Below are 22,149 nucleotides of genomic sequence, written 5' to 3'. Positions count from 1 at the left end.
CTGATTGATCCTCAAACGCGCTCGATGATGGTGGCGGTGCCCATGCCGCCGCCGATGCACAGCGTGACGAGAGCGGTGGACTTATTGGTGCGCTCGAGTTCGTCGAGCACGGTACCGAGGATCATCGCGCCGGTCGCGCCGAGCGGATGGCCCATGGCGATCGCGCCGCCATTGACGTTGATCTTGTCGTTGTCGATCTCGAAGGCCTGAATGTAGCGCAGCACCACCGATGCGAACGCCTCGTTGAGCTCAAACAGGTCAATGTCCTTGAGCTTCATGCCGGAACGCTCCAGCACCTTCTTGGTGACATCGACCGGACCGGTCAGCATCATCGCTGGCTCGGAGCCGATGTTCGCGAACGCGCGGATTTTCGCGCGCGGCTTCAGGCCACGCTTCTTGCCGGCTTCCGCACTGCCGAGCAGAACGGCGCCTGCGCCGTCGACAATGCCCGACGAATTGCCGGCGTGATGAACGTAGTTCACCGCCTCGATTTCAGGATGCGACTGCACGGCGACGGCATCGAAACCGCCCATCGCGCCCATCGCCGCGAACGACGCCTGCAATTGCCCGAGCGACTGCATCGTCGTCGAGGGACGCATATGCTCGTCCTTGTCGAGAATGGTGATGCCGTTGATGTCCTTCACCGGGATCACCGAATTCTTGAAACGGCCTTCGTCCCACGCCTTGGCGGCACGCTGCTGGCTCTGCACCGCATAGGCATCGACGTTGTCGCGGGAGAAACCGTACTTGGTGGCGATCAGATCCGCAGACACACCCTGCGGCATGAAATAGCTCGGCACCGCCATCGACGGGTCCATCGGCCACGACGCGCCCGATGAGAGAATACCGACCCGGCTCATGGATTCCGCGCCGCCGCCGATGGTCATCTCGTGCTGGCCGGACATCACCTGCGCCGCAGCGAAATTCACCGCATCAAGGCCTGACGCGCAGAAGCGGCTGATCTGGATGCCCGGAACCGATTCACCAAGACCGGCATTCAGCGCCGCAAAACGCGCGATATCGCCGCCTGCTTCGCCAATCGGATCGACCACACCGAGGATCACATCGTCGATGGTGTCGGGCGCGATGTTATTGCGCTCCTTGAGGGCCTTCAGCGGCGCAGTCGCCAGCGCCAGCGCCGTCACCTCATGCAGCGAACCATCGGACTTGCCCTTGCCGCGCGGCGTGCGCACGTGGTCGTAAATAAATGCCTCTGGCATGACGCCCTCCTGGGAATTTTGTTTGAAGAAGTGTGACCGGAAGCTCGCGCCGAACACCGGCGCGAGACAAATTCGAACTCAGAACGCCTCGCCCGGCAGTTCCATCATGGTGTCGGCACCGGCCTGGATGCGCGACAGGCGCAGCGAGGTTTCCGGCAGCATCCGTTCCATGAAGAACTTGCCCGTCACCAGCTTGGCCTTCAGGTAAGGCTGCTCGCCGGATTCCGCCAGCTTGTCTTGCGCGACTTTCGCCATGCGCGCCCACATGTAGCCCAGCGTCACCAGACCGAAGAGATGCAGGTAGTCGGTGGATGCCGCGCCCGCATTGTCGGGCTTCGCCATCGCGTTCTGCATCAGCCACATGGTGGCCTGCTGCAGATGCTGAACCGACGCGGTGAGCGGCGCGAGGTACGGCTTCATCGCCTCGTTCGCACCGTTCTCCTTCGCAAAGGCCGTAACCTCGTTGAAGAACGCGGTGATGGCGCGGCCGCCGTCGCGGCCGAGTTTGCGGCCGACGAGATCGAGCGCCTGAATGCCGTTGGCGCCTTCATAGATCATGGCAATGCGCGCATCGCGCACGAACTGCTCGACGCCGGTTTCGACGATGTAGCCATGACCACCGAACATCTGTTGCGCGGAAACGGCATTGGCGAAGCCCTGATCCGTCAGCATGGCTTTGATGACCGGGGTCAGCAGGCCCATGTGATCGTCAGCGGCCTGACGCTCCTTCTGATCGTCGGAACGATGGGCGAGGTCGCTCTTCAGCGAGGTCCACACCACCAGCGCTCGCGCCGCTTCGTTGAAGGCGCGGATCGACATCAGCGTGCGGCGCACGTCGGGGTGTACGATGATCGGGTCGGCAGGCTTGTCCTTGGCCTGTGGTCCGGTCAATGCGCGGCCCTGCAGGCGATCCCGGGCATAGGCGGCGGCGTTCTGATAGGCGACCTCGGATTGCGACAATCCCTGCACACCAACGCCGAGGCGAGCCTCGTTCATCATGACGAACATCGCCGCCATGCCCTTGTTCTCTTCGCCGACCAGCGTGCCGACAGCGTTGTCGAAGTTCAGGACGCAGGTCGAATTGCCGTGGATGCCCATCTTCTCCTCGATCGAGCCGCACGACACGCCGTTCGGCGCGCCGAGCGATCCGTCGGCATTGATCGTCTTCTTCGGGACCACGAACAGAGAGACGCCCTTGATGCCGGCAGGCGCGCCTTCGATGCGCGCCAGCACCAGGTGCACGATATTCTCGGTGAGATCCTGCTCGCCGCCCGAGATGAAGATCTTGGTGCCGGTGATCTTGTATGTGCCGTCGGCCTGCTTCACCGCTTTGGTGCGCATCAGGCCGAGATCCGTGCCGCATTGCGGCTCGGTGAGATTCATGGTGCCGGCCCACTGGCCCGCGACCATCTTCGGCACGAAGGTCTTCTTCTGTTCGGGCGAGCCGTGAACCAGCAGCGCCGCCATCGCGCCCTGCGTCAGGCCCGGATACATCGAGAAGGCCATGTTGGCCGACATCATGAATTCGTTGACCGTCTGCGACAGTGAGACCGGCAAGCCCTGCCCGCCGAACTCGGCCGGCGCCGACAGACCGAGCCAGCCGCCGTCGGCGAGCTGCTTGAACGCGTCCTTGAAACCCTTCGGCGTCGAAACGCGCCCATCGTCGTGACGGGTGCAGCCTTCGAGATCGCCTGAATGATTGAGCGGCTGCAGCACCTGTTCGCTGAACTTGGCGGCTTCATCGATGATCGCGGAGCGAACATCGGCCGACGCATCGCTGAACCCCGGAAGGTTGTTGTACCGGTCGATCTGGAAAACGTCGTTGAGGAGAAAACTCACATCTTCCACGGGCGCTCGATAGGTCGGCATCAACGTTCCTCCTGGGTGAAAAGCGGCCCTTCCATAGGCATTTTTTTGCAGTGCGGCAATATCGGCCGGAACTCTATCCCAATTGCGGGGCGATAAGGAGAACGTGCGGCATCATGACTGATCCGCGCGTCGGCCGGTGTGGCCCGGTTCACAGAAAAACGGCATGCCAAATTTGCATGCCCCACGGGTAACTTTTCGGCCCCGGAGAGGGTCTCATTAACCCGGTATTTACCGTAACGCGAAAAAGTCAGGACTGGAAACAGACGTCCCACGTCGAAATTTGATTGTCTCTTCAAGGGGACGCGGGGCCTGAAGCGCTCTGGCAGGAGCCAGCGCCTACACCGGACCAAGGCATGACAGCGCGCGTATCGTGGAGTGTTGACGGAATCGAGCCATCGGTCCGCGAAAGGGCCGAAGCTTCCGCGCGCCGCGCCGGTATGTCCTTGGGAGAGTGGCTGAATTCCGCGATCGGGAGCCCCAATCCCGGGTCCCGGGAAGCCCAGGATGTCGCTGAAATCCACAAGCGCCTCGACTCCATCGCACGGCAGGTTGAACACATGTCGCATGCGCCGGGAGCCCCCAAGGGCGATCCCGCAGTCGCACGGCAGTTGAACGACGCCATTTCTCGCCTCGACGCCCGGCTGTCGCAGCTTTCGGATACCCCGCCGCCTCAAGGCGCGCCTTACCGCGCAGCACCGGGTCCCCGCATGGCTCCCGCGACCTCGCCCGTCATGTCGCCGATGGATTTCTCGATCGCCGAAATTGTTGCGCGACAGGGCGAACTCGACGGCGCGCCGCGTGTCATGCCGCAGTCCGCGACACGGATGCCGCCGCCGTCGTTCGTGAATCATGCGCCGCCGATTCAGCCGCAGGCCGATTTCTCCGGCCTCGAGCAGCAGCTGTCCCACATTACCAGCCAGATCGAGACGCTGCGCCGCCCCGACGGCATCGAACAGTCGATTGCCGCGTTCCGCGGCGAGCTTGCCGAGATCCGTCAGGCCATCACAGAGGCGCTGCCGCGCCGCGCGATCGAATCCCTAGAAGGTGAAATCCGCTCGCTGGGACGGCGGATTGACGAGACCCGCTCCAGCGGAATCGATAGCACCGCTTTATCCGGTATCGAACGCGCCCTGTCGGACATCTACAGCGAGCTCCGTACGCTGAAGCCCGCCGAGCAACTCGCGGGCTTCGACGACGCGATCCACAATCTCGGCGGCAAGATCGACACAATCGTGCGCTCCAGCCACGATCCCGCGACCGTCCGTCAGCTTGAAGACGCCATTGCCGCGCTCAAGGTGATCGTGTCGAACGTCGCATCGAATGATGCGCTGAACGAACTCGCAGGACATGTACAGTCATTGTCGGCCAAGGTCGATCAGCTGACGCATGCGAGCGGCAACGGCGACATCCTCTCGGCGCTGGAACAGCGCATTGCCGTGCTGACCACCGCGCTCGAACAGCGCGACCGTCCGCCAGCGGGCGACACGGTCTATTTCGACAACGCGGTGCGCACGATTTCGGACCGGCTCGATCACCTTCAGGTCGGCAACGACAGCTCGGCGTCCCTGAGCCACGTCGAGCAGCGTGTCCATCATCTGCTCGAGCGGCTGGAAATGTCGGAACCGCGCGGGGGAAATCTCGCACGGGTCGAGGAAGGCCTCTCCGATATTCTGCGTCATCTCGAAAGCCAGCGCATGAACAGCGCAGGCGCCGATCAGGGATTGCGCGCCGCCGCGCCGATGGACGGCGATCTGATCGACACCATCAAGCGCGAACTCTCCGACATCCGCTTCAGCCAGTCGGAGACCAATCGTCATACGCAGGATTCGCTCGAGGCCGTTCACAACACGCTCGGTCACGTGGTCGATCGCCTGGCGCAGATCGAGGGCGACTTGCGCAACGCACGCTCGGCTTCCGCCCCCCGCGAGATTCCGCCCGCGCCGGCGATGCCCGAGCCGCGCGAGAGAGAGACCTATGCGCCGGAACCGTCGCGTCAGCCGACGTCCTTTGCGCCGGTACCACGCCCCGAAATGCCGAATCCTGCTGCGGCGCAGGCTCCGATCGCACGCGCGCCCGTCGTGCAGGCACCCGTCGCGCCGCCTCTCGTGCGGGCTCCCGCGATCGCGCCGTCCTATGATGCAAACGAAATTGCGACGCCGCCGGCCGCGTCAGTGCGCCCGCCTCCGTCGCCGCGCAGTCCAATCGATCCCAGCCTGCCGCCGGATCATCCCCTTGAGCCGGGCACCCGCGTGCAAACGGCGAGAAGCGGATCCAGCCCGTCCGAGCGTATCGCCGCGTCGGAAGTGGTGCTGAACGAGATTTCAGCAGGGAAGCAGGAGCCTGTCAGCTCGACCAATTTCATCCAGGCCGCGCGCCGCGCCGCGCAGGCCGCCGCTGCTGCGCCGCCCGCATCGTCGGGTCCAAAGCCGAACCGCGTCACCGCACTCAACGACGCCGCACGCAACGCAGCCAAGGCTGCGGCTGTCGGCGACTCCGGCATTTCGTCGAAGATTCGCGCGCTGCTGGTCGGCGCGAGCGTGGTTGTGATCGTGCTTGGCACGGTCAAGATGGGCATGAACCTGCTCAGCGGCCGCGACGATGCAAACTCATCGCTTCCGGCGGAATCCAGCGTCACAAAACCGGCACCGCCGCCTGCGCCCGAGAACGGGCCGCGCTCCGATGTGATGCCATCGATGCCGTCGATGACTTCCCCGACGCTGCTCACACGTCAGTCGATGAGCGCGTCGCCGCAAATCATTTCCGTTCCTGCCATGTCCGCGATCCCTGCTGCTGCACCGGCTGAACCGGTCGTTGCGCCTGCAGCCGCGCCTGTTGCACCCGACGTCACCGGTTCGATCGTCACGCCGCAAGACCGGATATCCGTGACGATTCCCCCGGTGGCAAAGGACAAGGCGAAGATCAAGCTGACACCCGTGGCAGACAAGCTGCCTGAGACTATTGGCACCGCCGCGCTTCGCACCGCTGCCAACAAGGGCGACGCCGGTGCGGCTTTTGAGATCGGCGTCCGCTACGCCGAAGGCAAGGGCGTCGCACAGGACTACACAACGGCGGCGACCTGGTATGAGCGCGCCGCACAGGGCGGCATTGTCCCGGCGACGTTCCGGCTCGGAACGCTTCACGAAAAAGGACTTGGCGTCAAAAAGGATGCCGCCGCTGCGCGCGGCTATTACCTGCAGGCGGCCGAGAAGGGCAGCGCCAAGGCCATGCACAATCTCGCCGTGCTGGATGCCGACGGCGGCGGTGCCGGCCCGAATTACAAGAGCGCGTCGCAGTGGTTCCGCAAGGCAGCCGAACGCGGCGTCGCCGACAGCCAGTTTAATCTCGGAATTCTCTACGCCCGCGGTATCGGGGTGGAACAGAACCTTGCCGAGTCCTTCAAGTGGTTCAGCCTCGCGGCCGCCCAGGGCGACGCGGATTCCGGCCGAAAGCGCGACGATATCGCCAAGCGCCTCGACCCTCAGTCGCTCGCCGCGGCGAAACTCGCAACCCAGACCTTCGTGCCTGAAACCCAGCCTGACGAAGCCATCGCCAACGGGGCGCCGGCGGGGGGATGGGACATAGCAACGCCGGCAAAACCGGCAACGAAGCCCGCAGCCAAGACGGCTGCCAAAAGCACTGCTCACTGACACCATTCAGCGATCCCCGACCACCGAATGAACCGCGCCAGCGGCCCGGCACCACACCGTTAACATTAACAGGCAACGTGAACGGGAAACCGCGTCGCTTCGTGGCCACTCGCCAAATCTTTAACCCCACCGCAGACGATTTCGGGTAAGCAGAAGCGCGGCGCATGACCCGCGTCGCGGCAAATTCATTGCTGCGAGGGGCACACCAAGCCTCACGCCAAACTCAAGCGAACGCGCGTGCAACTTTTCCTCCCCATCGCCGACATTCCGGTCAATGTGTTTCTCATCCTGGGGATGGGCGCCGCGGTCGGCTTCGTATCCGGCATGTTCGGCATCGGGGGCGGCTTCCTGATGACGCCGCTGCTGATCTTCATCGGAATTACACCCGCGGTCGCGGTCGCTTCGGTGACCAGCCACATGGCTGCCTCGTCGTTTTCCGGCGCGTTGTCCTACTGGCGCAAGCGGGCGATCGATCCGGCCCTGTCCCTGGTGCTGTTATGCGGCGGTGTCGCGGGCACCGCATTGGGCGTGTGGATATTTACGCTGCTGCGCTCGGTCGGGCAGCTCGATCTCATCATCGCACTGTCCTACGTGGTGCTGTTGACCGCCGTCGGGACGCTGATGTTTCTCGAAGGCGCGCGCGCCATCCTGCGCGCACGACGCGGCAACACGACAATCACCCGGCGGGCGCGGGCGCAGGGGTGGATTCTCGGCCTGCCGCTGAAGATGCGTTTCAAGCGCTCGAAGATCTATCTGTCCGTTATCCCGGTACTCGCAGTCGGCCTTTTCGTCGGCTTTCTCGGCGCCATCATGGGTGTCGGCGGCAGCTTCCTGCTAATTCCGATCATGATCTATGTGTTGCGGGTACCCACCTCCACCGTCATCGGCTCGGCGATGGTGCTGACGCTGGTCACGATGGTGGTCGCAACCGTCCTGCACGCCGTAACCAATCACCTCGTCGATGCAGTGCTCGCTCTGGTGCTGATGATCGGCGGCGTCTTCGGCGCGCAGTTCGGCGCACGGGCCGGTCAGCGTATTCGGGGCGAACATCTGCGCCTGCTGCTCGGGCTTTTGATCCTGTCGGTCGGCATCCGCTTTGCCGTCGAACTGGTGATCCGTCCGGACGAGCTCTATTCCATTCGCGATCTGGGGATCGGCGGATGAAGTATCGCCCACCTATCTTCTTCGCCGCTTTACTGCTCATGCTTGCCGCAGGCGGAAACGCGCGGGCAGAAAATCTAATCGTCTCGGTCTCCAATCACCGCATTACCGTGACGCCGAACTACTCTGGCGAAGAGCTTGTCCTGTTCGGCTCCATCGAACGCGACAGCAAATCGAAGCCGCCGGGCACCGCTTACGACATCGTCGTGACGGTAAGCGGACCGCGCGCCGACATGGTGACCCGGCGCAAGGAGCGCAAACTCGGTATCTGGGTCAACGTCGATTCGCGCGAATTCATTCAGGTCCCTTCCTATCTCGGCATCTTCGCCAACCGCCCGATCGACAACATCGCCTCGCCGGACGTCCAACGGCGGCAGCAAATCGGGCTGACCAGCTTTCCGCTGCCACAGCGCATGGGGCCAGACGTCGCAAACACTGTGGCCAGCGATCCGTTCCGCTCGGCATTCGTACGGCTGCGCACCGAACACGGGCTTTACCTCGAGCAGACCAGCGCACTGACGTTCCTGACGCCGACATTGTTCCGCACCGGCATTCCGCTCCCGGCGGAGGTCCCGACCGGCACCTACACTATCGACATCAAGTTGTTTGCGGGCGGTACATTCGCTGCCAGGACCGAGACCGCGTTTGAGATCGTCAAGGTCGGCTTCGAGCAGTTCGTCGCGAACTCCGCGCGCCAGCACGGACTGCTCTACGGTCTCGCCACCGCGATGATGGCGATCATGACCGGGTGGCTCGCGTCCGTGATCTTCCGCAGGGATTAAAGAAAAAATCCAGCGATCATAGCGACGACGCATATCGCCATTGCCGCTGCCGACAACCATCCCAGCCAGTACAGCGGCCCCGCGACGATGAACTTGCTCATCACATCGCGGCGGCGTGCCATCACCATCAAAAGCATCATGACCGGCACGGCCAGCACGCCGTTAATTACCGCGCTCCAGTACAGCGCCGAGATGGGATTGATCGGCGTGAAGTTGAGAACAATGCCGATGCCGGCCGACAGCGCCAGCACGCCGTAGAACGACGCCGCTTCACGCGGCTTGCGCGCAAGACCGACAGTCCATTTGCGCCCCTCCCCGATCGCATACGCTGCCGAGCCCGCCAGCACCGGAACGGCCAGCAAGCCGGTGCCGATAATGCCTAGCGCGAAGATGAACTCAGCGAAATTGCCGGCGATTGGCTTTAGCGCTTCCGCAGCCTGGGCGGAGGTTTGAATATCGGTTTTGCCGGTCGCATTCAGCATCGCGGCTGCCGTGATGATGATCGAGATCGCGATCAGGTTTGAGAATGCCATGCCGACCATCGTGTCGGCGCGGATGCGATGAAATTCTCTTTGCGCGCCGTAGTGTTTCTCCGCCAACGGCTGCTTTTTGGCGTCGACGCGCTGATCCTCCGCCTCCTGCGACGCCTGCCAGAAGAACAGATAAGGTGAGATCGTGGTGCCGAGGATGGCGACCAGCGTGGTCAGGAACGCCGATGTCCATTGTATCTGCGGGATAGCGATGCCGCGCAAAGCATCGCCCCACGAGACTTTCGTGACAGCCAGCGCAGCAACATAGGCGAACAGGCTGAGTGTGAGCCACTTCAGCACAGCGCTGTAGCGTTTGTAGTCGAGAAAGATTTGCGCCGCCGTCGAGGCGACGCCGAACACCAGCACATAAAGAAAGCCGGGGCCGCCAATCAGCAGCTTGAGCGCATCGCCCATCGCGGCGAGATCGGCCGCGATATTGATCGTGTTGGCGATGAACAGCAGCGCAATGACGGTGTTCAAAAGCCAGGCCGGGTAGAGACGACGGACGTTGCCGGCGATGCCGTGGCCGGTTACCCGCCCCACCCGCGCGGAGATTTCCTGAATCGCCGCCATCAGCGGAAATGTCAGCAGCATGGTCCAGCCGATGCCGTAACCGAGCTGCGCGCCCGCCTGACTGTAAGTGCCGATACCGGATGGGTCGTCGTCAGATGCGCCGGTGACGAGACCAGGGCCTAAGGTCTTCAGAAAGCCGCGCACGCTGAATGGCTCCGGCTTGTCTTGTTGGGCCAATTTTTCCGGCTTCGGTGTTTTCCGGTGATCAACGTTGTTATGTGCCATGCCTATGTCCCGCCGCGCCAGATAACGGCCCCTGAATGCTTCGGTTCCACGAAGTTGGCGGGCAGCGTGAGCAACAGAGGCAGATCAAACCTTGAGGCGATCTCCGCCGCGAAGGCTGCTTCACACGGCCTTGGCAGGGAATCCGGCTGGGCCGCGTTACCAGATAGATGCCGAGCGCGACCGGCACGATCCCCACAACATCCGCCACCGTGACATGCTCACCGATCAGGAGCCAGCCGAACAGACCCCCGAACGGCGGCATCAGGAAGTGATAAGAGCTCGCCGCCGTCGCACCCATGACGCAGATCAGATGCTGCCACAGCAGACAGCCGACGAGCGATCCTAAAAGGGCATGATCTTGTCCGAAACCGATGACCACTTTTCGGGATCATGCCTAGTAACACCGCGACGCCGCGATGGTGTGCACGCGGCGATCGCCGAGCACATGCGCGGTGAAAGCCAGCGTCTGGAAGATCGCAGCAAAGGCGACGTCGCGAATGCTCAGACCGCCGGTATAGGCGCCGAACGCCGGCATCACGACTCGCTCGCCGTCGCTGGCAAAGCAACGCCGTTCCACCGAGCGCCCGCGCGTCGACACGCGTGCTTTGGGATGAAGATGGCCTGCGATTTCGCCAACCGCGCCGGTCGGCTCATGGCGAAACACAATCGGTCCGATGGCAACTTCGTCCGCAACCACGCCGCCAAGATCGCGCGGCAGTGCCGGATCGTGATTGCCGGAAATCCAGATCCAGTCGCGCCGCGATTGCAACGTCGACAGCGCCTCGCGGTCATCCGGTGACAACCGTTCGTGCGCGTCGCGATCGTGGAAGCTGTCGCCCAGCGCAATCACCGCACGCGGATCGTGGCGCGCAATCACCGCGCCGAGCCGCGCCAGCGTTGCCGCCGTGTCGAATGGCGGCAACAACACGCCGCGTGCCGCGAAACTTGATCCCTTTTCTAGATGCAGGTCCGAGACGACCAGAAGGCGCTCGTCCTCCCAGACCAGCGCGCCTGCAAGGTCAGCAGCAAAAGCGACGCCTGCGACAGAGACCTCCGAAATTCGTTCTGTCGCCCGCGCGCCTTGCATCTGTCATCAGTCCTAATCGGGCGACATCGCCTCTTTGACGAGCTCCTCGGCGGCTTCCGCCAGCAACTCATCGGAAGCTTCGCCATAAACCGCTTCGCGGCCGATTTCCAGCATCACCGGCACCGCGAGCGGCGACACTCGGTCGAGTTCCTTATGCGTGATTCGGCCCTTGATCCGGATCAGCATATCGCTCAGCCGGCGAATATCCAGCAATCCGGTGGCGGCATCGGCTCGTGCCGCACGCAGCAGGACATGGTCGGGCTGGTGCTTGCGCAGCACGTCATAGACGAGGTCGGTCGAGAACAGCACCTGCCGGCGCGATTTTTCCTCCCCGGTAAACCGCCGCGCGATCAAGCCCGAGATCACGGCGCAGGTCCGAAACGTGCGTTTCATCAGCGCCGATTCCGCGAGCCACGCCTCCAGATCGTCGCCCAGCATGTCTGCATCAAACAACGCATCGAGATCAAGGCGGCCATTGCGGATCATCGATGACATGTCGCCGACCGACCACACCGCAAGCGCGTACTCGTTGGCGACGAAACCGAGCGGTTTGGCCCGCCCCCGCTCCAGCCGCCGTGTCAACAACATGCCGAGTGTCTGATGCGCGAGACGGCCCTCAAACGGATAGCAGACGAGATAGTGCTTGTCGGCGCGGGGAAATGTCTCAACGACCAGCTCGCGCGGACCCGGCACCCGGGAAAACACCGCCTGCAGCGACAACCATTCGCGGACCTGATCGGGCAGGCCTTTCCACGCGCGCTGATCGGCGAGCAGGAGACGCACGCGCTCGGCCAGATAGGTCGAGAGCGGAAACTTGCCTCCCGCGTATGACGGCACCTTGGCATTGGCGTCGTTGCTGCGCGACACGTACACCTCGTCTTCCATCAAGGCTTCGTAGCGCACGACTTCGCCGCCGAACACGAAGGTGTCACCCGGCACGAGCCCTTCAATGAAGTACTCCTCGATCTGGCCGAGCATCCGCCCGCCGCGCGCGATCGCACCGGTCGAGCCTGAACCTTTGCTGCGGCCGCGCACCAGTTTCACCTTCAGCATCGGCTCTTCGACGATGGTGCCGACATTGAGGCGGTAGCTTTGGCGCACCTTCGGATTAGTGACACGCCAGCGTCCGACCTTGTCCTGCTTGATCCGCGCAAAGCGTTCATAGCTTTTAAGTGTATATCCGCCGGTGGCGACAAAATCGATCGCGTCGTCGAAATCGACGCGGGTCAGATCCATATACGGCGCGGCACTGCGCACCTCGTCGTACAGCGCATCAGCCAGAAACGGCTCACCGCACGCGCAACCAAGGATATGCTGCGCCAACACATCGAGCGAGCCGGTGCGCTGCGGCGGCGTGTCCTGCGCATTCTCCGCGACCGCATCAATGGCGGCGCGGCACTCCAGCACTTCGAACCGATTGGCCGGCACCATGACCGCACGCGATGGCTCGTCGAGACGATGATTGGCGCGGCCGATCCGCTGCATCAAGCGCGACGCGCCCTTCGGCGCGCCGACATTGATAACGAGATCGATGTCGCCCCAGTCGATGCCGAGATCGAGCGACGACGTACACACCACGCCGCGCAGCTTGCCCGCCGCCATCGCGTCCTCGACCTTGCGGCGCTGCGCGACATCGAGCGAGCCGTGATGGAGCGCTATCGCAAGGCCGTCATCGTTAATGCGCCAAAGGTCCTGAAACAGCATCTCCGCCTGCGCGCGGGTGTTGACGAACATCAGCGAGGTCTTGTTGGCCTTGACCAGATCGTAGATCTCGCCGAGCGCGTGCCGCGCCATGTGACCGGCCCACGGCAGGCGTTCCCTGGTATCAAGCATTTCGACGATGGGCGCCGCGCCGGCGTCCGCGATAACAAGATCGGCCATGTTCTGCATGCCGCTCGCCTGCGGCATCAGATAGCGACGCAGATCATCAGGCTCCGCAACCGTCGCCGACAGGCCCACGGCCGTCGCCTGCGGTGCAAGCCGCCACAGCCGCGCAAGGCCGAGCGACAGCAGATCGCCGCGCTTCGAGGTCACCAACGCGTGTAACTCGTCCAGCACGATGCGCTTCAACGAAGAGAACAGATACGGCGCGTCGTCGGACGACAGCAGCAATGCTAGTTGTTCGGGCGTCGTCAGCAGAATATCCGGCGGATATTTGCGCTGCCGCTGCCGCCGCGACACCGGCGTATCTCCGGTGCGGGTCTCGACCCGAACCGGCAGCTTCATGTCGGCGATGGGCCGTTCGAGATTGCGGGCGATGTCCACCGCCAGCGCCTTCAGCGGGGAAATGTAAAGCGTGTGCAGGCCGCTGCTGCGCACGACGCTACGCCCCGTCGACATTGTCTTCGCGGATTTGGGTTGCGGCGTGCCGAGTTCCACCAGTGTCGGCAGAAATCCCGCCAGCGTCTTGCCCGCGCCTGTCGGTGCGATCAGCAAGGCAGACCTGTCGTCTCGCGCCTTCGCCAGCAGATCGAGCTGATGCGCGCGCGGCGACCAGCCCCGCGCCGCGAACCAGCGCTGGAAAATCTCGGGCAGAAGATCGGAAGATGGGGTCCTGGTATCCACGCCCTAGAGTTAAGGCGTCGCAGGCGTCCGGTCGAGAGCGGAGACGGACGATCCGCCTCCGCTCCGCAGCGTTATTCGGTGACCGGTTTGTCTGAAATATCCCAGTCCTTGCCATTGAAGGTCGCGATGTGAAGCGTCTTCATCGGCGGGTAGTTGTCCGGCATAAAGCTGTAGGTAATGCCATCCAGCATGTAGGGCGAATGGAAGCCCGCCAGCGATTGCGCCTGCTTCAGCACATTGGCGCGGGTCAGGTCGTCGCCGCACCGGCGTAGAATTTCCGCCATGGTCACCGCCTGCCCGTATCCTGCATAAGCGATGGTATTGTCAGGATCGACATTGGGCAGGTAATTCTTGCGCAGTTCCTCGAAGCCCATCACGTCCGCATCCTTCTCCCAGCGCGGCACGCCGACTTCCTTGGCGTAGCGCATAGCGACAATGCCGGCGGCATTGTCGAGGCCTGCGGCATTCAGGATCGAGCGTCCGGTGGAACCGGCCGTCAACAGGTGCAGTGGCTTCCAGCCGAGTTCGACGACCTTGCGGACCGACTGCGACGTCGCCTTGCCGGTGGTGATGTTGAAGAAGACGTCCGCGCCCGACTTGGACAGATTGATGAGCTGCGAATCGATTGTCGGATCGGTGAGATCGTAGGTGGCTTCCGCAACGACGGAGGCTTTGCCGCCGGCATGCGCCAGCACTTCCTTGAACGGGCCAAGGAAATCACGTCCGAAGTCGTCGTTCTGATAAAGAATCGCAACCTTGGCGTTGGGCTTCACGCTGATTCCATGTTTGGCGAGGATGCGCGCCTCGGTCGGATAGAGCGGCAGGCCCGCCATGGTCCACTTGTAGTTTTTCGGGTCGTTCCATTTGGACGCGCCGGTGTTCAAGAGGAGCTGCGGCACGCCCTTGGAGTTAAGATATTTGTGGACGGCGGTTTGCGGCGCTGTGCCCAGAGAGCCGAACAGCGCCAGCACCTCTTCCTGTTCCACCAGCCGGCGCGTCGCTTCCACCGTCTTCGGGGCGGAATAGGAGTCGTCCAGCGAGAGCATTTTCACCTTGCGGCCGTTGATGCCGCCTTTTTCGTTGATCATTTCGAAATAGGCGGTCGCGACGCGGCCGAGCACGCCATAGAGCGAGCCCGGTCCCGAATGCGGCACGGTTTGGCCGAGCTTGATTTCGGTATCGCTCGCGCCCGGATCGTATTTCTTCTGCGCGTGTGTCGCCGTCGTGGCCGTCAGAACGGCGATTGCAAGCGCAGCACCGGTGACGAATGATTTCATCGACGTTTTCATTTTCTTGTTGTCTCCCCGAATTGGTCCAGCGGCGTTCTGCAATTCCTTTGAAGCCGGAATCGGCGACCATTTGGTTCGCGGCCGGAGCGGCATGCTGGCAGGCCCCAACCGTCTGTCTTGCGTCTTGTCGCTACGGACCCAATTTGGGGGGCTCGTCTTGTGGCGGATCTGAAACCGGTTACCCCTTGCTTGCGGTCACCACAAATCCCGGAACATCCTCGCCTGCCTCGACGCGCGTCGATGCGGCCATAATTGTGCAGGATGTCAGTCCAGCATTGGCGACCGCCGCCCGCAGATAGGCCTCGCCATGGGCGTAGCGCAGACCGCGCCCGAGAATAACGCCCTCACCCGGATGGGTCTCCACCGTGAACGCCAGCAGCCCCTGCGATTTGAGCACGCGCACGGCCTCTCGCAGCAGCGTCTCCAGTTCCGGTACATAGACAAAGGCGTCAGCGGCCATGACGAGATTCGCACTGGCCTCGCTCTCCGCGCACAGGCCTTGCAACATGTCCGTAACATCGAGCCGTGCATAGAGGCCGGTGGCGCGGGCGCGCTCGATCATGCCAGGCGACAGATCGATCCCGATCAATTCGTCGGAGAGTGAGGCGAACTCACGCCCGGCCAGCCCCGTTCCGCATCCGAGATCGATCACCCGCTTGAAATGCGCCGGTAGTTTTGCCGCATGACTGGCCGCCAGCACCGCCTTCAGCAGCACCTGAGGCCCGCAATAATCCAGATCCTGCACCAGCGTCTTGTCGAATCTCGGCGCATACTGATCGAACAGCGCGCGCACATAGCCCGGAGGCATGGAGGAGACTTCCTCCGCACCGAGACGCATCAACCGCAGCTTCGCGCCGTGCCTGTCGTCAGAATCGCACGCGCAGGCATGAGTATAGGCGACAATGGCCTCGTCCCACGCGCCGAGCTGTTCGCGCAAATCCCCGAGCGTAAACCACGCCGATGCAAAGCCCGGCTCCAGCTCAATCGCCTGCTCCATCAACTCGGCCGCCGCCGCAAGATCGCCGCGCAACATCAAATCCCGTCCGAAATCGAAGCGCCGGTCGGCGATCAGATTTCCCGAGGACAGGAACAACGCGGCAGGCATGGACTTGGTCTGAACCTGATTGGCTAAGTTAGAAGACAAATTGATCCTGGGAAGCAAGTGGTTGAGCCTGAGCGTTGCGAACCAAGACTCGAATGAAGGCCCGCACAACCTATATGAAGTCCATGCGTCCGCAAGACATCCTGATGCCCGTGACCGCCGGCCTGTGCTGCAAGCCCGGCGGCTTTCACATCGACCCGGTCCGGCCGGTCGAACGCGCGCTGATCACCCACGGCCATTCGGATCACGCCCGTCCCGGACATGGAGCGGTGCTGGCCACGCAGGAAACCCTCGACATGATGCGGCTTCGCTACGGCGATAATTTCGCCGGCAGCACGCAGGTGATTTCCTATGGCGAGACCCTCAGGCTAGGCGGGGTCAGCGTCACATTTCATCCCGCGGGACACGTACTGGGATCGGCGCAGATCGCGGTGACCCACGGCAAGACCAAAATCGTCGCCTCGGGCGACTACAAGGACACGGCAGATCCGACCTGTGCCCCATTCGAGGTGGTGCCGTGCGACGTGTTCATTACGGAGGCGACCTTCGGACTGCCGGTATTCCGCCACGGGAATGTCGACGGCGAGATTGCGAAACTGCTGGCATCAGTCGCGCTGTTTCCGGAACGCGCGCATCTGGTCGGCGCCTATTCGCTCGGCAAGGCGCAACGTGTTATCGCCCTCATTCGCGCGGCGGGTTACGACGCACCGATTTATCTGCACGGCGCGATGGAAAGGATTACGCGCTACTACGAAGGTCGCGGCATTGATCTCGGCGACCTGCGGATGGCGAAGGGCATGAAGAAGGCCGACCTCGCCGCCACCATTACCCTCGCCCCGCCTTCCGCCATCACCGACATCTGGACGCGGCGATTTCCAGACCCGGTTGCCGCCTTTGCATCGGGCTGGATGCGAGTGCGCGCTCGCGCGCGGCAAAAAGGCATCGAACTGCCACTGGTGATTTCCGATCACGCCGACTGGGACGGATTGTGCGCGACCATCAATGCGACGGGTGCGGGCGAAGTTTGGGTCACCCACGGTCAGGAAGACGCGCTGGTGCACTGGTGCCGGTCCAAGGGACTGACAGCGCGTCCCCTCGATCTTGTCGGCTACGGCGACGAGGACGAAGGCGCTGCGCCGGGAGAGCCGGCGTCATGAATCGATTTGCGCGACTGCTCGATCGTCTTGCCTATGAGCCCGGACGCAACAACAAGCTGCGGTTGATCACGAATTACTTTCGCGAGGTGCCGGACCCGGACCGCGGCTGGGCGCTGGCTGCACTGACCGGCGCGCTGTCGTTTCGTCACGCCAAGGCTGGATTGATCCGCAACCTGATTGCCGAGCGCACCGATCCGGTGCTGTTCGCGCTGTCGTACGATTATGTCGGCGACCTTTCGGAGACTGTCGCGCTGATGTGGCCGGCGGACAGGCGGGCGACAAACTCGCCTCCGCCACCGACGCTGACCGAAGTGGTCACCACCTTCAACACACTGGGCAAGACGGAAATCCCCACGCAGCTTGTGCGCTGGCTCGACGAGCTTGATGAAACGGGGCGATGGGCTCTCCTGAAACTCGTGACCGGTGGCCTGCGGATTGGCGTTTCTGCCCGGCTGGCAAAAACAGCTGCCGCTGCACTCGGCCACAAGGAGGCCCATGACGTCGAGCTGATCTGGCCCGGACTAACACCTCCGTATCTCGATCTGTTCGCGTGGCTGGAGGGCCGCGCCGACAAACCGGTCAACCGCGATCCGGCGCCGTTCCGGCCGGTGATGCTGGCGCACGCCATCGAGGACTCGGACTTCGCCAACCTCGCGCCGGAGGATTTCACCGCCGAGTGGAAGTGGGACGGCATCCGCGTGCAGGCTGTCAGCGGACGCGATGAGAAAGGCAACATGGTTACACGTCTTTATTCGCGCACCGGCGAAGACATCACCAAGAGCTTTCCCGATCTGATGCCGTCGTTAAGGCAGCCCGGTGCACTCGATGGCGAATTGCTGGTGTTGCGCGACGGGTGGGTGCAGACCTTTAACGTGCTGCAGCAGCGGCTGAACCGTAAATCGGTAACACCGAAACTGATGAAGGATTACCCGATTCACCTGCGGGCCTACGACCTGCTGAGCGATGGAGACAACGACCTGCGCATGCTGACGTTCAGCGAGCGGCGCGCGAAGCTCGAAACCTTCGTAACGCAACTCTCTGACCCGCGCATCGACTTGTCTCCGCAAGTCGCTTTCAAAACATGGGACGACCTTGCGGCAGCCCGCGCCAATCCTGATAGCGCCGGAGCCAGCGAAGATTCGGAAGCCGTCGAGGGTGTGATGCTGAAGCGACGCGATGCGCCGTATTTGCCGGGCCGACCAAAGGGTCAGTGGTGGAAATGGAAACGCGATCCGCACATTATCGACGCCGTGTTGATGTACGCGCAGCGCGGCCACGGCAAGCGCTCATCGTACTATTCCGACTACACCTTCGGTGTCTGGACCAAGATCGACGGCACCGATCAGCTCGTGCCAGTCGGCAAGGCCTATTTCGGCTTCACCGACGAGGAGCTGATTCAAATCGACCGCTTCGTTCGCCGCCATACTACCGAGAAATTCGGTCCGGTGCGCCACGTGGTACATGAGCCAGATCAGGGACTGGTGTTCGAGGTGGCGTTCGAAGGGCTGGCGCGCTCGGCGCGACACAAATCCGGCGTTGCCATGCGTTTTCCCCGAATCAGTCGCCTGCGCTGGGACAAACCGCCGCGCGACGCCGACCGGCTGGAGACACTTGAACGAATGTTAATCTCCGAGACGAAGATTCCGTCTGCAGCAGCGAACGGCGACCATTGACGCCGCCGAGACAGTTCCCCATGTGGCGTGCTAGTGTGCGGTGACGCACCCACTCAGGAGACGACGATGCCGGACGATGTGAAGGAATTGCCAGCCAGGAACGACGACACTCTGTCGCGCTTCCTCGGCGGTTCGCCGTTGGCGGTGCTGGTGCGGCTGGTATTGCTGTCCCTGCTGGTCGGCGTCGTGCTCGCCGCGATCGGCTTCGATCCGTGGAATATCGTCTACAGCATCCGCCGCCTGATCGACTGGATCTGGAATCTCGGCTTCGATGCCATCAACGGCCTGTGGCGTTATTTCCTGCTGGGCGCGGTGATCGTGATCCCGGTTTGGCTGATTTCACGGCTGTTCAGCACCCAGCGGCCGCGCTGATTGAGAGACGCCGCGAAAGTTACAACCGCACAGGTTTTCAGCATCGCCGGACCGGCAATGCTGGCCAATTTGACGACACCGCTGCTTGGTGTCGTCGCTACAGCCTGTATCGGCAGACTGGGTGAACCCGCGCTGCTCGGCGGGGTTGCCATCGCGTCCGTCGTTTTCGATTGCCTTTTCTGGCTGTTCGGCTTCCTGCGCATGGGCACCGTCGCGTTTACCGCGCAGGCCCTGGGTGCCCAAGATCATGCCGAGATCCGCGCAACCCTGTTTCGCGCCATTACTGTCGCGGCGGCAATCGGCCTGCTCCTGATCGCGGTGAGCGAACCTCTTGGCACAGTCATTCTGTCATTGATGGGAGGCAGCGAGCCGGTGACGACGGCAGCGCGCGCATACTTCGCGATCCGTCTGTGGTCTGCGCCAATGGCGCTCGGCAACTATGTTCTCCTCGGCTGGTTCGTCGGTCAGGCGCGCGCGAAGACCGCGCTCGCCCTGCAAATCCTGATCAATGTCGTCAACATCGCGTTGACGGCGTGGCTGGTCCTTGTGTTGAACCAGGGCATTGCAGGGGCGGCGATTGCCGCGGTCCTCGCCGAAACAACCGGATTCGTTGTGGGTGCGGTGCTGGCGTGGCGCCTGCTTGGCCGGGTGTTCGATATCAGCGCCGACCGGCTGTTCGACCGCGAGCGGCTCCTGCATATGTTCTCGGTCAACCGGGACATTCTTATTCGCACCGCCGCACTCATCGCGGCATTTCTCTTTTTTACATCGCAAGGTGCTCGCGCCGGCGATACCGTGCTGGCGGCCAACGCCGTCCTCAACAATTTCCTTCTGATCAGCGCGTTCTTTCTCGACGGTATCGCGAATGCCGCCGAGCAGATTTGCGGTCGGACGTACGGCAAGCGCGACCGCGAGGGCTTCCTGACCGCAACCAGGCTCGTCATGCTGTGGGGGTCCGTATTCGCACTGGCCGTGACCACCGCTTATTTGTTCTTCGGATCGGGCCTGATCGCGCTGATGACGCCGAATATCGACATTCAGCACGTCGCAAACGACTATCTTGTCTTTGTCATTCTCGCGCCGATCGTGGGCTTTTTCGCATTCGCCTATGACGGCATTTTCATCGGCGCAACCTGGGCGCGCGACATGCGCAATCTTATGCTGTTGTCGCTGGTGATCTTTCTCACGGCGTGGGCGCTTCTGCGGCCGTTCGGCAATGCGGGCCTCTGGACCGCGCTTCTCATCCATTATGTCGCGCGCGGTGGCCTGCAGGCGCTGCGTTATCCGGCGCTGTTCAGGGCTTCATTCGGCAACAGCACTCTTAGTCCGGCCAGGGTTCCGCAGTAATCGTCGCGGCATCCGCGCCGACGATTTCGGAGAGACTGTCGCGGCTGGTCCGCCGCAGCGTCGACACAAGATCGGCCTTGATGTCGTCGACCAGCCCGAGGCCCTTGTAGATCAGCGACGAGTAGAGCTGGATCAGTGTCGCCCCGGCACGGATCTTCATCAGCGCGGCACCTCCGGAATCGATGCCGCCGACGCCGATCAGCGGGAATGCGCCCTCGGCGCGCACATACGTTTCCGCCACCATGCGCGTGGATAGTCTCAAGAGCGGCCGTCCCGACAATCCGCCCTGCTCTTTCGCCTTCGCCTGATCACGCAGCGCTGCAGGCCGCGACAACGTGGTGTTGGCGACGATCATGCCGTCGACCCGGCGTGAGCGCGCGATATGCACAACGTCGTCAAGCTCTTGCAGAGTAAGGTCAGGCGCGATTTTCAACAGCAACGGTGAATCGCCCGCGTTCTTGCGGACGCGCTCGCGCGCATCGACCACCCGCGCCAGAAGATCATCAAGCGCCGCCGCCTGCTGCAGATTGCGCAGGCCCGGCGTGTTGGGTGACGACACGTTGACCGTGAAATAACTCGCCACCGGCGCGAACAGTTCGATCAGTCGGACATAATCCGCCGTGCGATCTGCCGAATCCTTGTTGGCGCCGACATTGACGCCGACGATGCCCCCGTGTCGTGCGCGGGTGGCAAGCCGGCGCAGCACAGCTTCCGCGCCGTCGTTGTTAAAGCCCATCCTGTTGATGACGCCGGAATCCTGCTCCAGCCGAAACAAACGAGGACGCGGATTGCCGTCCTGCGGTTTCGGCGTCACCGAACCGATCTCGACAAAGCCGAAGCCCAGCCGGAGCAACGCGTCCGGCGCTTCGGCGTTCTTGTCGAAACCCGCAGCCATGCCGACGGGATTTGGGAAGTTCAAACCGAAGGCACGCGTTGCGAGTTTCGAGTCGTCGGCGCGCGGCTTGCCCGGCGGCAACAACCGCAACCCACCCATCGCCAGCCGGTGCGCATCCTCCGGGTCGAGCCGGCGCAGCAGCGGCAACGTGAGAGAATCGAAGGCGCGGATCACGAGGCCAACTCCGGAATATCGTGCGAGCCGTCGGAGCGGGCCCGCAGGTCGCGAATTTCGATCACCGCACCGGTGTCGAGTTCGCCGTAGAGATGCGGAAACAACTCGCCACCGCGCGAGGGCTCCCATCTCAACGCCTCACCCAGCACCTCGGTATCGACAGCAATCAGAAACAATCCTGTTTGCCCGGCAAAATGCTTGGCAACTGTTCCTGCAAGCTGCGACGCCGTCGAAAAATGGATAAACCCGTCGCGCCGGTCGTCGGCGCTGCCGCGATAGGCTCCTTGCCGCTCGGCCTCGCGCCAGGCCGAAGCCGAACAAACTTTGTAAATTGTGGACACGGTCGCCGGATTCTCGCTAGCTATTGAATTCATTCGGGATTTTTCGAAGCTAAGCCGAAAGCCCTGCAGACCGTATCGGCGCACTTCGGCCACTTCAAGGGCAGCGTTCGGCTGATCGCTATGCATTGCGGAGACGCCGG

The 22,149-nt window shown here is 62.8% G+C and carries 16 protein-coding genes and 1 pseudogene; 7 read left to right on the top strand and 10 right to left on the bottom strand.

All coding sequences use genetic code 11. The features are described from left to right. Window positions 1-11 precede the first annotated feature (11 nt). Complete coding sequence (locus BN32_RS00285) at window positions 12-1,220, bottom strand: acetyl-CoA C-acetyltransferase (protein ID WP_019195228.1); 1,209 nt, start codon at window positions 1,218-1,220, stop codon at window positions 12-14. Between the two features lie 78 nt (window positions 1,221-1,298). Then, window positions 1,299-3,089, bottom strand: a complete 1,791-nt coding sequence (locus BN32_RS00280; protein WP_019195227.1) for an acyl-CoA dehydrogenase C-terminal domain-containing protein — start codon at window positions 3,087-3,089, stop codon at window positions 1,299-1,301. A 353-nt stretch (window positions 3,090-3,442) separates the two neighbouring features. Here BN32_RS00280 and BN32_RS00275 point away from each other — a divergent pair, with 353 nt between their 5' ends. The 3 genes from BN32_RS00275 to BN32_RS00265 all read left to right on the top strand — a co-directional run bounded on the left by BN32_RS00275 (window position 3,443) and on the right by BN32_RS00265 (window position 8,679). Beyond that, the gene (locus tag BN32_RS00275) at window positions 3,443-6,736 is read left to right on the top strand and encodes a tetratricopeptide repeat protein (protein ID WP_019195226.1); all 3,294 of its coding nucleotides are present in this window, start codon (window positions 3,443-3,445) and stop codon (window positions 6,734-6,736) included. A gap of 237 nt (window positions 6,737-6,973) precedes the next feature. Then, window positions 6,974-7,900 carry a sulfite exporter TauE/SafE family protein gene (locus BN32_RS00270; protein ID WP_019195225.1) on the top strand — a complete coding sequence of 309 codons (927 nt, stop codon included), beginning with the start codon at window positions 6,974-6,976 and terminating at the stop codon, window positions 7,898-7,900. Continuing rightward, window positions 7,897-8,679 (top strand): TIGR02186 family protein, encoded by a 783-nt coding sequence (locus BN32_RS00265; RefSeq protein WP_019195224.1) that lies wholly within the window; start codon window positions 7,897-7,899, stop codon window positions 8,677-8,679. Before BN32_RS00270 ends, BN32_RS00265 begins: the two co-directional genes overlap by 4 nt. Here the strand turns inward: BN32_RS00265 and BN32_RS00260 are convergent. From BN32_RS00260 to BN32_RS00240, 6 genes and pseudogenes are all read right to left on the bottom strand, one after another. Then, a complete protein-coding gene (locus BN32_RS00260; RefSeq protein ID WP_019195223.1) occupies window positions 8,676-10,007 on the bottom strand; it encodes an Nramp family divalent metal transporter in 1,332 nt (443 codons plus the stop codon). The genes BN32_RS00265 and BN32_RS00260 overlap by 4 nt on opposite strands. A 142-nt stretch (window positions 10,008-10,149) precedes the next feature. Then, window positions 10,150-10,350, bottom strand: a pseudogene (locus BN32_RS27475) (EamA family transporter); the annotation flags it as partial. A gap of 51 nt (window positions 10,351-10,401) precedes the next feature. After that, the gene (gene pdeM / locus BN32_RS00255; protein ID WP_019195222.1) at window positions 10,402-11,094 is read right to left on the bottom strand and encodes a ligase-associated DNA damage response endonuclease PdeM; all 693 of its coding nucleotides are present in this window, start codon (window positions 11,092-11,094) and stop codon (window positions 10,402-10,404) included. Window positions 11,095-11,106: 12 nt separating this feature from the next. Next, complete coding sequence (locus BN32_RS00250; RefSeq protein WP_019195221.1) at window positions 11,107-13,659, bottom strand: ligase-associated DNA damage response DEXH box helicase; 2,553 nt, start codon at window positions 13,657-13,659, stop codon at window positions 11,107-11,109. 71 nt (window positions 13,660-13,730) lie between these two features. Then, window positions 13,731-14,936: an ABC transporter substrate-binding protein gene (locus BN32_RS00245; protein ID WP_040425746.1), complete on the bottom strand. Its 1,206-nt coding sequence runs from the start codon at window positions 14,934-14,936 to the stop codon at window positions 13,731-13,733. A 190-nt stretch (window positions 14,937-15,126) separates the two neighbouring features. Then, window positions 15,127-16,053: a class I SAM-dependent DNA methyltransferase gene (locus BN32_RS00240; protein ID WP_019195219.1), complete on the bottom strand. Its 927-nt coding sequence runs from the start codon at window positions 16,051-16,053 to the stop codon at window positions 15,127-15,129. 122 nt (window positions 16,054-16,175) lie between these two features. Here BN32_RS00240 and BN32_RS00235 point away from each other — a divergent pair, with 122 nt between their 5' ends. From BN32_RS00235 to BN32_RS00220, 4 genes are all read left to right on the top strand, one after another. Then, entirely contained in the window at window positions 16,176-17,207 is a 1,032-nt protein-coding gene (locus tag BN32_RS00235; protein ID WP_040425744.1) for a ligase-associated DNA damage response exonuclease, read from the top strand. After that, window positions 17,204-18,880: a cisplatin damage response ATP-dependent DNA ligase gene (locus BN32_RS00230; protein WP_019195217.1), complete on the top strand. Its 1,677-nt coding sequence runs from the start codon at window positions 17,204-17,206 to the stop codon at window positions 18,878-18,880. The genes BN32_RS00235 and BN32_RS00230 overlap by 4 nt, the downstream gene beginning before the upstream one ends. Window positions 18,881-18,946: 66 nt before the next feature. After that, on the top strand, window positions 18,947-19,252 hold the full coding sequence (locus BN32_RS00225; RefSeq protein WP_040425742.1) for a DUF6460 domain-containing protein: 306 nt from the start codon (window positions 18,947-18,949) through the stop codon (window positions 19,250-19,252). Between the two features lie 57 nt (window positions 19,253-19,309). Beyond that, a complete protein-coding gene (locus BN32_RS00220; RefSeq protein WP_019195215.1) occupies window positions 19,310-20,599 on the top strand; it encodes an MATE family efflux transporter in 1,290 nt (429 codons plus the stop codon). Here BN32_RS00220 and BN32_RS00215 read toward each other — a convergent pair. Both BN32_RS00215 and BN32_RS00210 read right to left on the bottom strand, forming a co-directional pair. After that, window positions 20,574-21,668: a quinone-dependent dihydroorotate dehydrogenase gene (locus BN32_RS00215; RefSeq protein WP_019195214.1), complete on the bottom strand. Its 1,095-nt coding sequence runs from the start codon at window positions 21,666-21,668 to the stop codon at window positions 20,574-20,576. The genes BN32_RS00220 and BN32_RS00215 overlap by 26 nt on opposite strands. After that, window positions 21,665-22,009, bottom strand: a complete 345-nt coding sequence (locus BN32_RS00210) for a DUF952 domain-containing protein (protein ID WP_040425740.1) — start codon at window positions 22,007-22,009, stop codon at window positions 21,665-21,667. The genes BN32_RS00215 and BN32_RS00210 overlap by 4 nt, the downstream gene beginning before the upstream one ends. Window positions 22,010-22,149 lie beyond the last annotated feature (140 nt).

Origin of the sequence: Afipia birgiae 34632 (assembly GCF_000308295.2) — a bacterium.
Classification (GTDB): Bacteria; Pseudomonadota; Alphaproteobacteria; order Rhizobiales; family Xanthobacteraceae; genus Afipia; species Afipia birgiae.
Note: the sequence above shows the minus strand (reverse complement) of the source record. Positions and strands in the feature narration are given on the sequence as shown.

Excerpts from the sequence above, each read along its gene's own strand:
- BN32_RS00235 (WP_040425744.1), top strand. The coding sequence starts at position 16,176 with ATGCGTCCGCAAGACATCCTGATGCCCGTGACCGCCGGCCTGTGCTGC.
- BN32_RS00280 (WP_019195227.1), bottom strand. The coding sequence starts at position 3,089 with ATGCCGACCTATCGAGCGCCCGTGGAAGATGTGAGTTTTCTCCTCAAC.
- BN32_RS00230 (WP_019195217.1), top strand. The coding sequence starts at position 17,204 with ATGAATCGATTTGCGCGACTGCTCGATCGTCTTGCCTATGAGCCCGGA.
- BN32_RS00260 (WP_019195223.1), bottom strand. The coding sequence starts at position 10,007 with ATGGCACATAACAACGTTGATCACCGGAAAACACCGAAGCCGGAAAAA.
- BN32_RS00285 (WP_019195228.1), bottom strand. The coding sequence starts at position 1,220 with ATGCCAGAGGCATTTATTTACGACCACGTGCGCACGCCGCGCGGCAAG.
- BN32_RS00245 (WP_040425746.1), bottom strand. The coding sequence starts at position 14,936 with ATGAAATCATTCGTCACCGGTGCTGCGCTTGCAATCGCCGTTCTGACG.
- BN32_RS00265 (WP_019195224.1), top strand. The coding sequence starts at position 7,897 with ATGAAGTATCGCCCACCTATCTTCTTCGCCGCTTTACTGCTCATGCTT.
- BN32_RS00220 (WP_019195215.1), top strand. The coding sequence starts at position 19,310 with ATGCTGGCCAATTTGACGACACCGCTGCTTGGTGTCGTCGCTACAGCC.
- BN32_RS00275 (WP_019195226.1), top strand. The coding sequence starts at position 3,443 with ATGACAGCGCGCGTATCGTGGAGTGTTGACGGAATCGAGCCATCGGTC.
- BN32_RS00225 (WP_040425742.1), top strand. The coding sequence starts at position 18,947 with ATGCCGGACGATGTGAAGGAATTGCCAGCCAGGAACGACGACACTCTG.
- BN32_RS00240 (WP_019195219.1), bottom strand. The coding sequence starts at position 16,053 with ATGCCTGCCGCGTTGTTCCTGTCCTCGGGAAATCTGATCGCCGACCGG.
- pdeM (WP_019195222.1), bottom strand. The coding sequence starts at position 11,094 with ATGCAAGGCGCGCGGGCGACAGAACGAATTTCGGAGGTCTCTGTCGCA.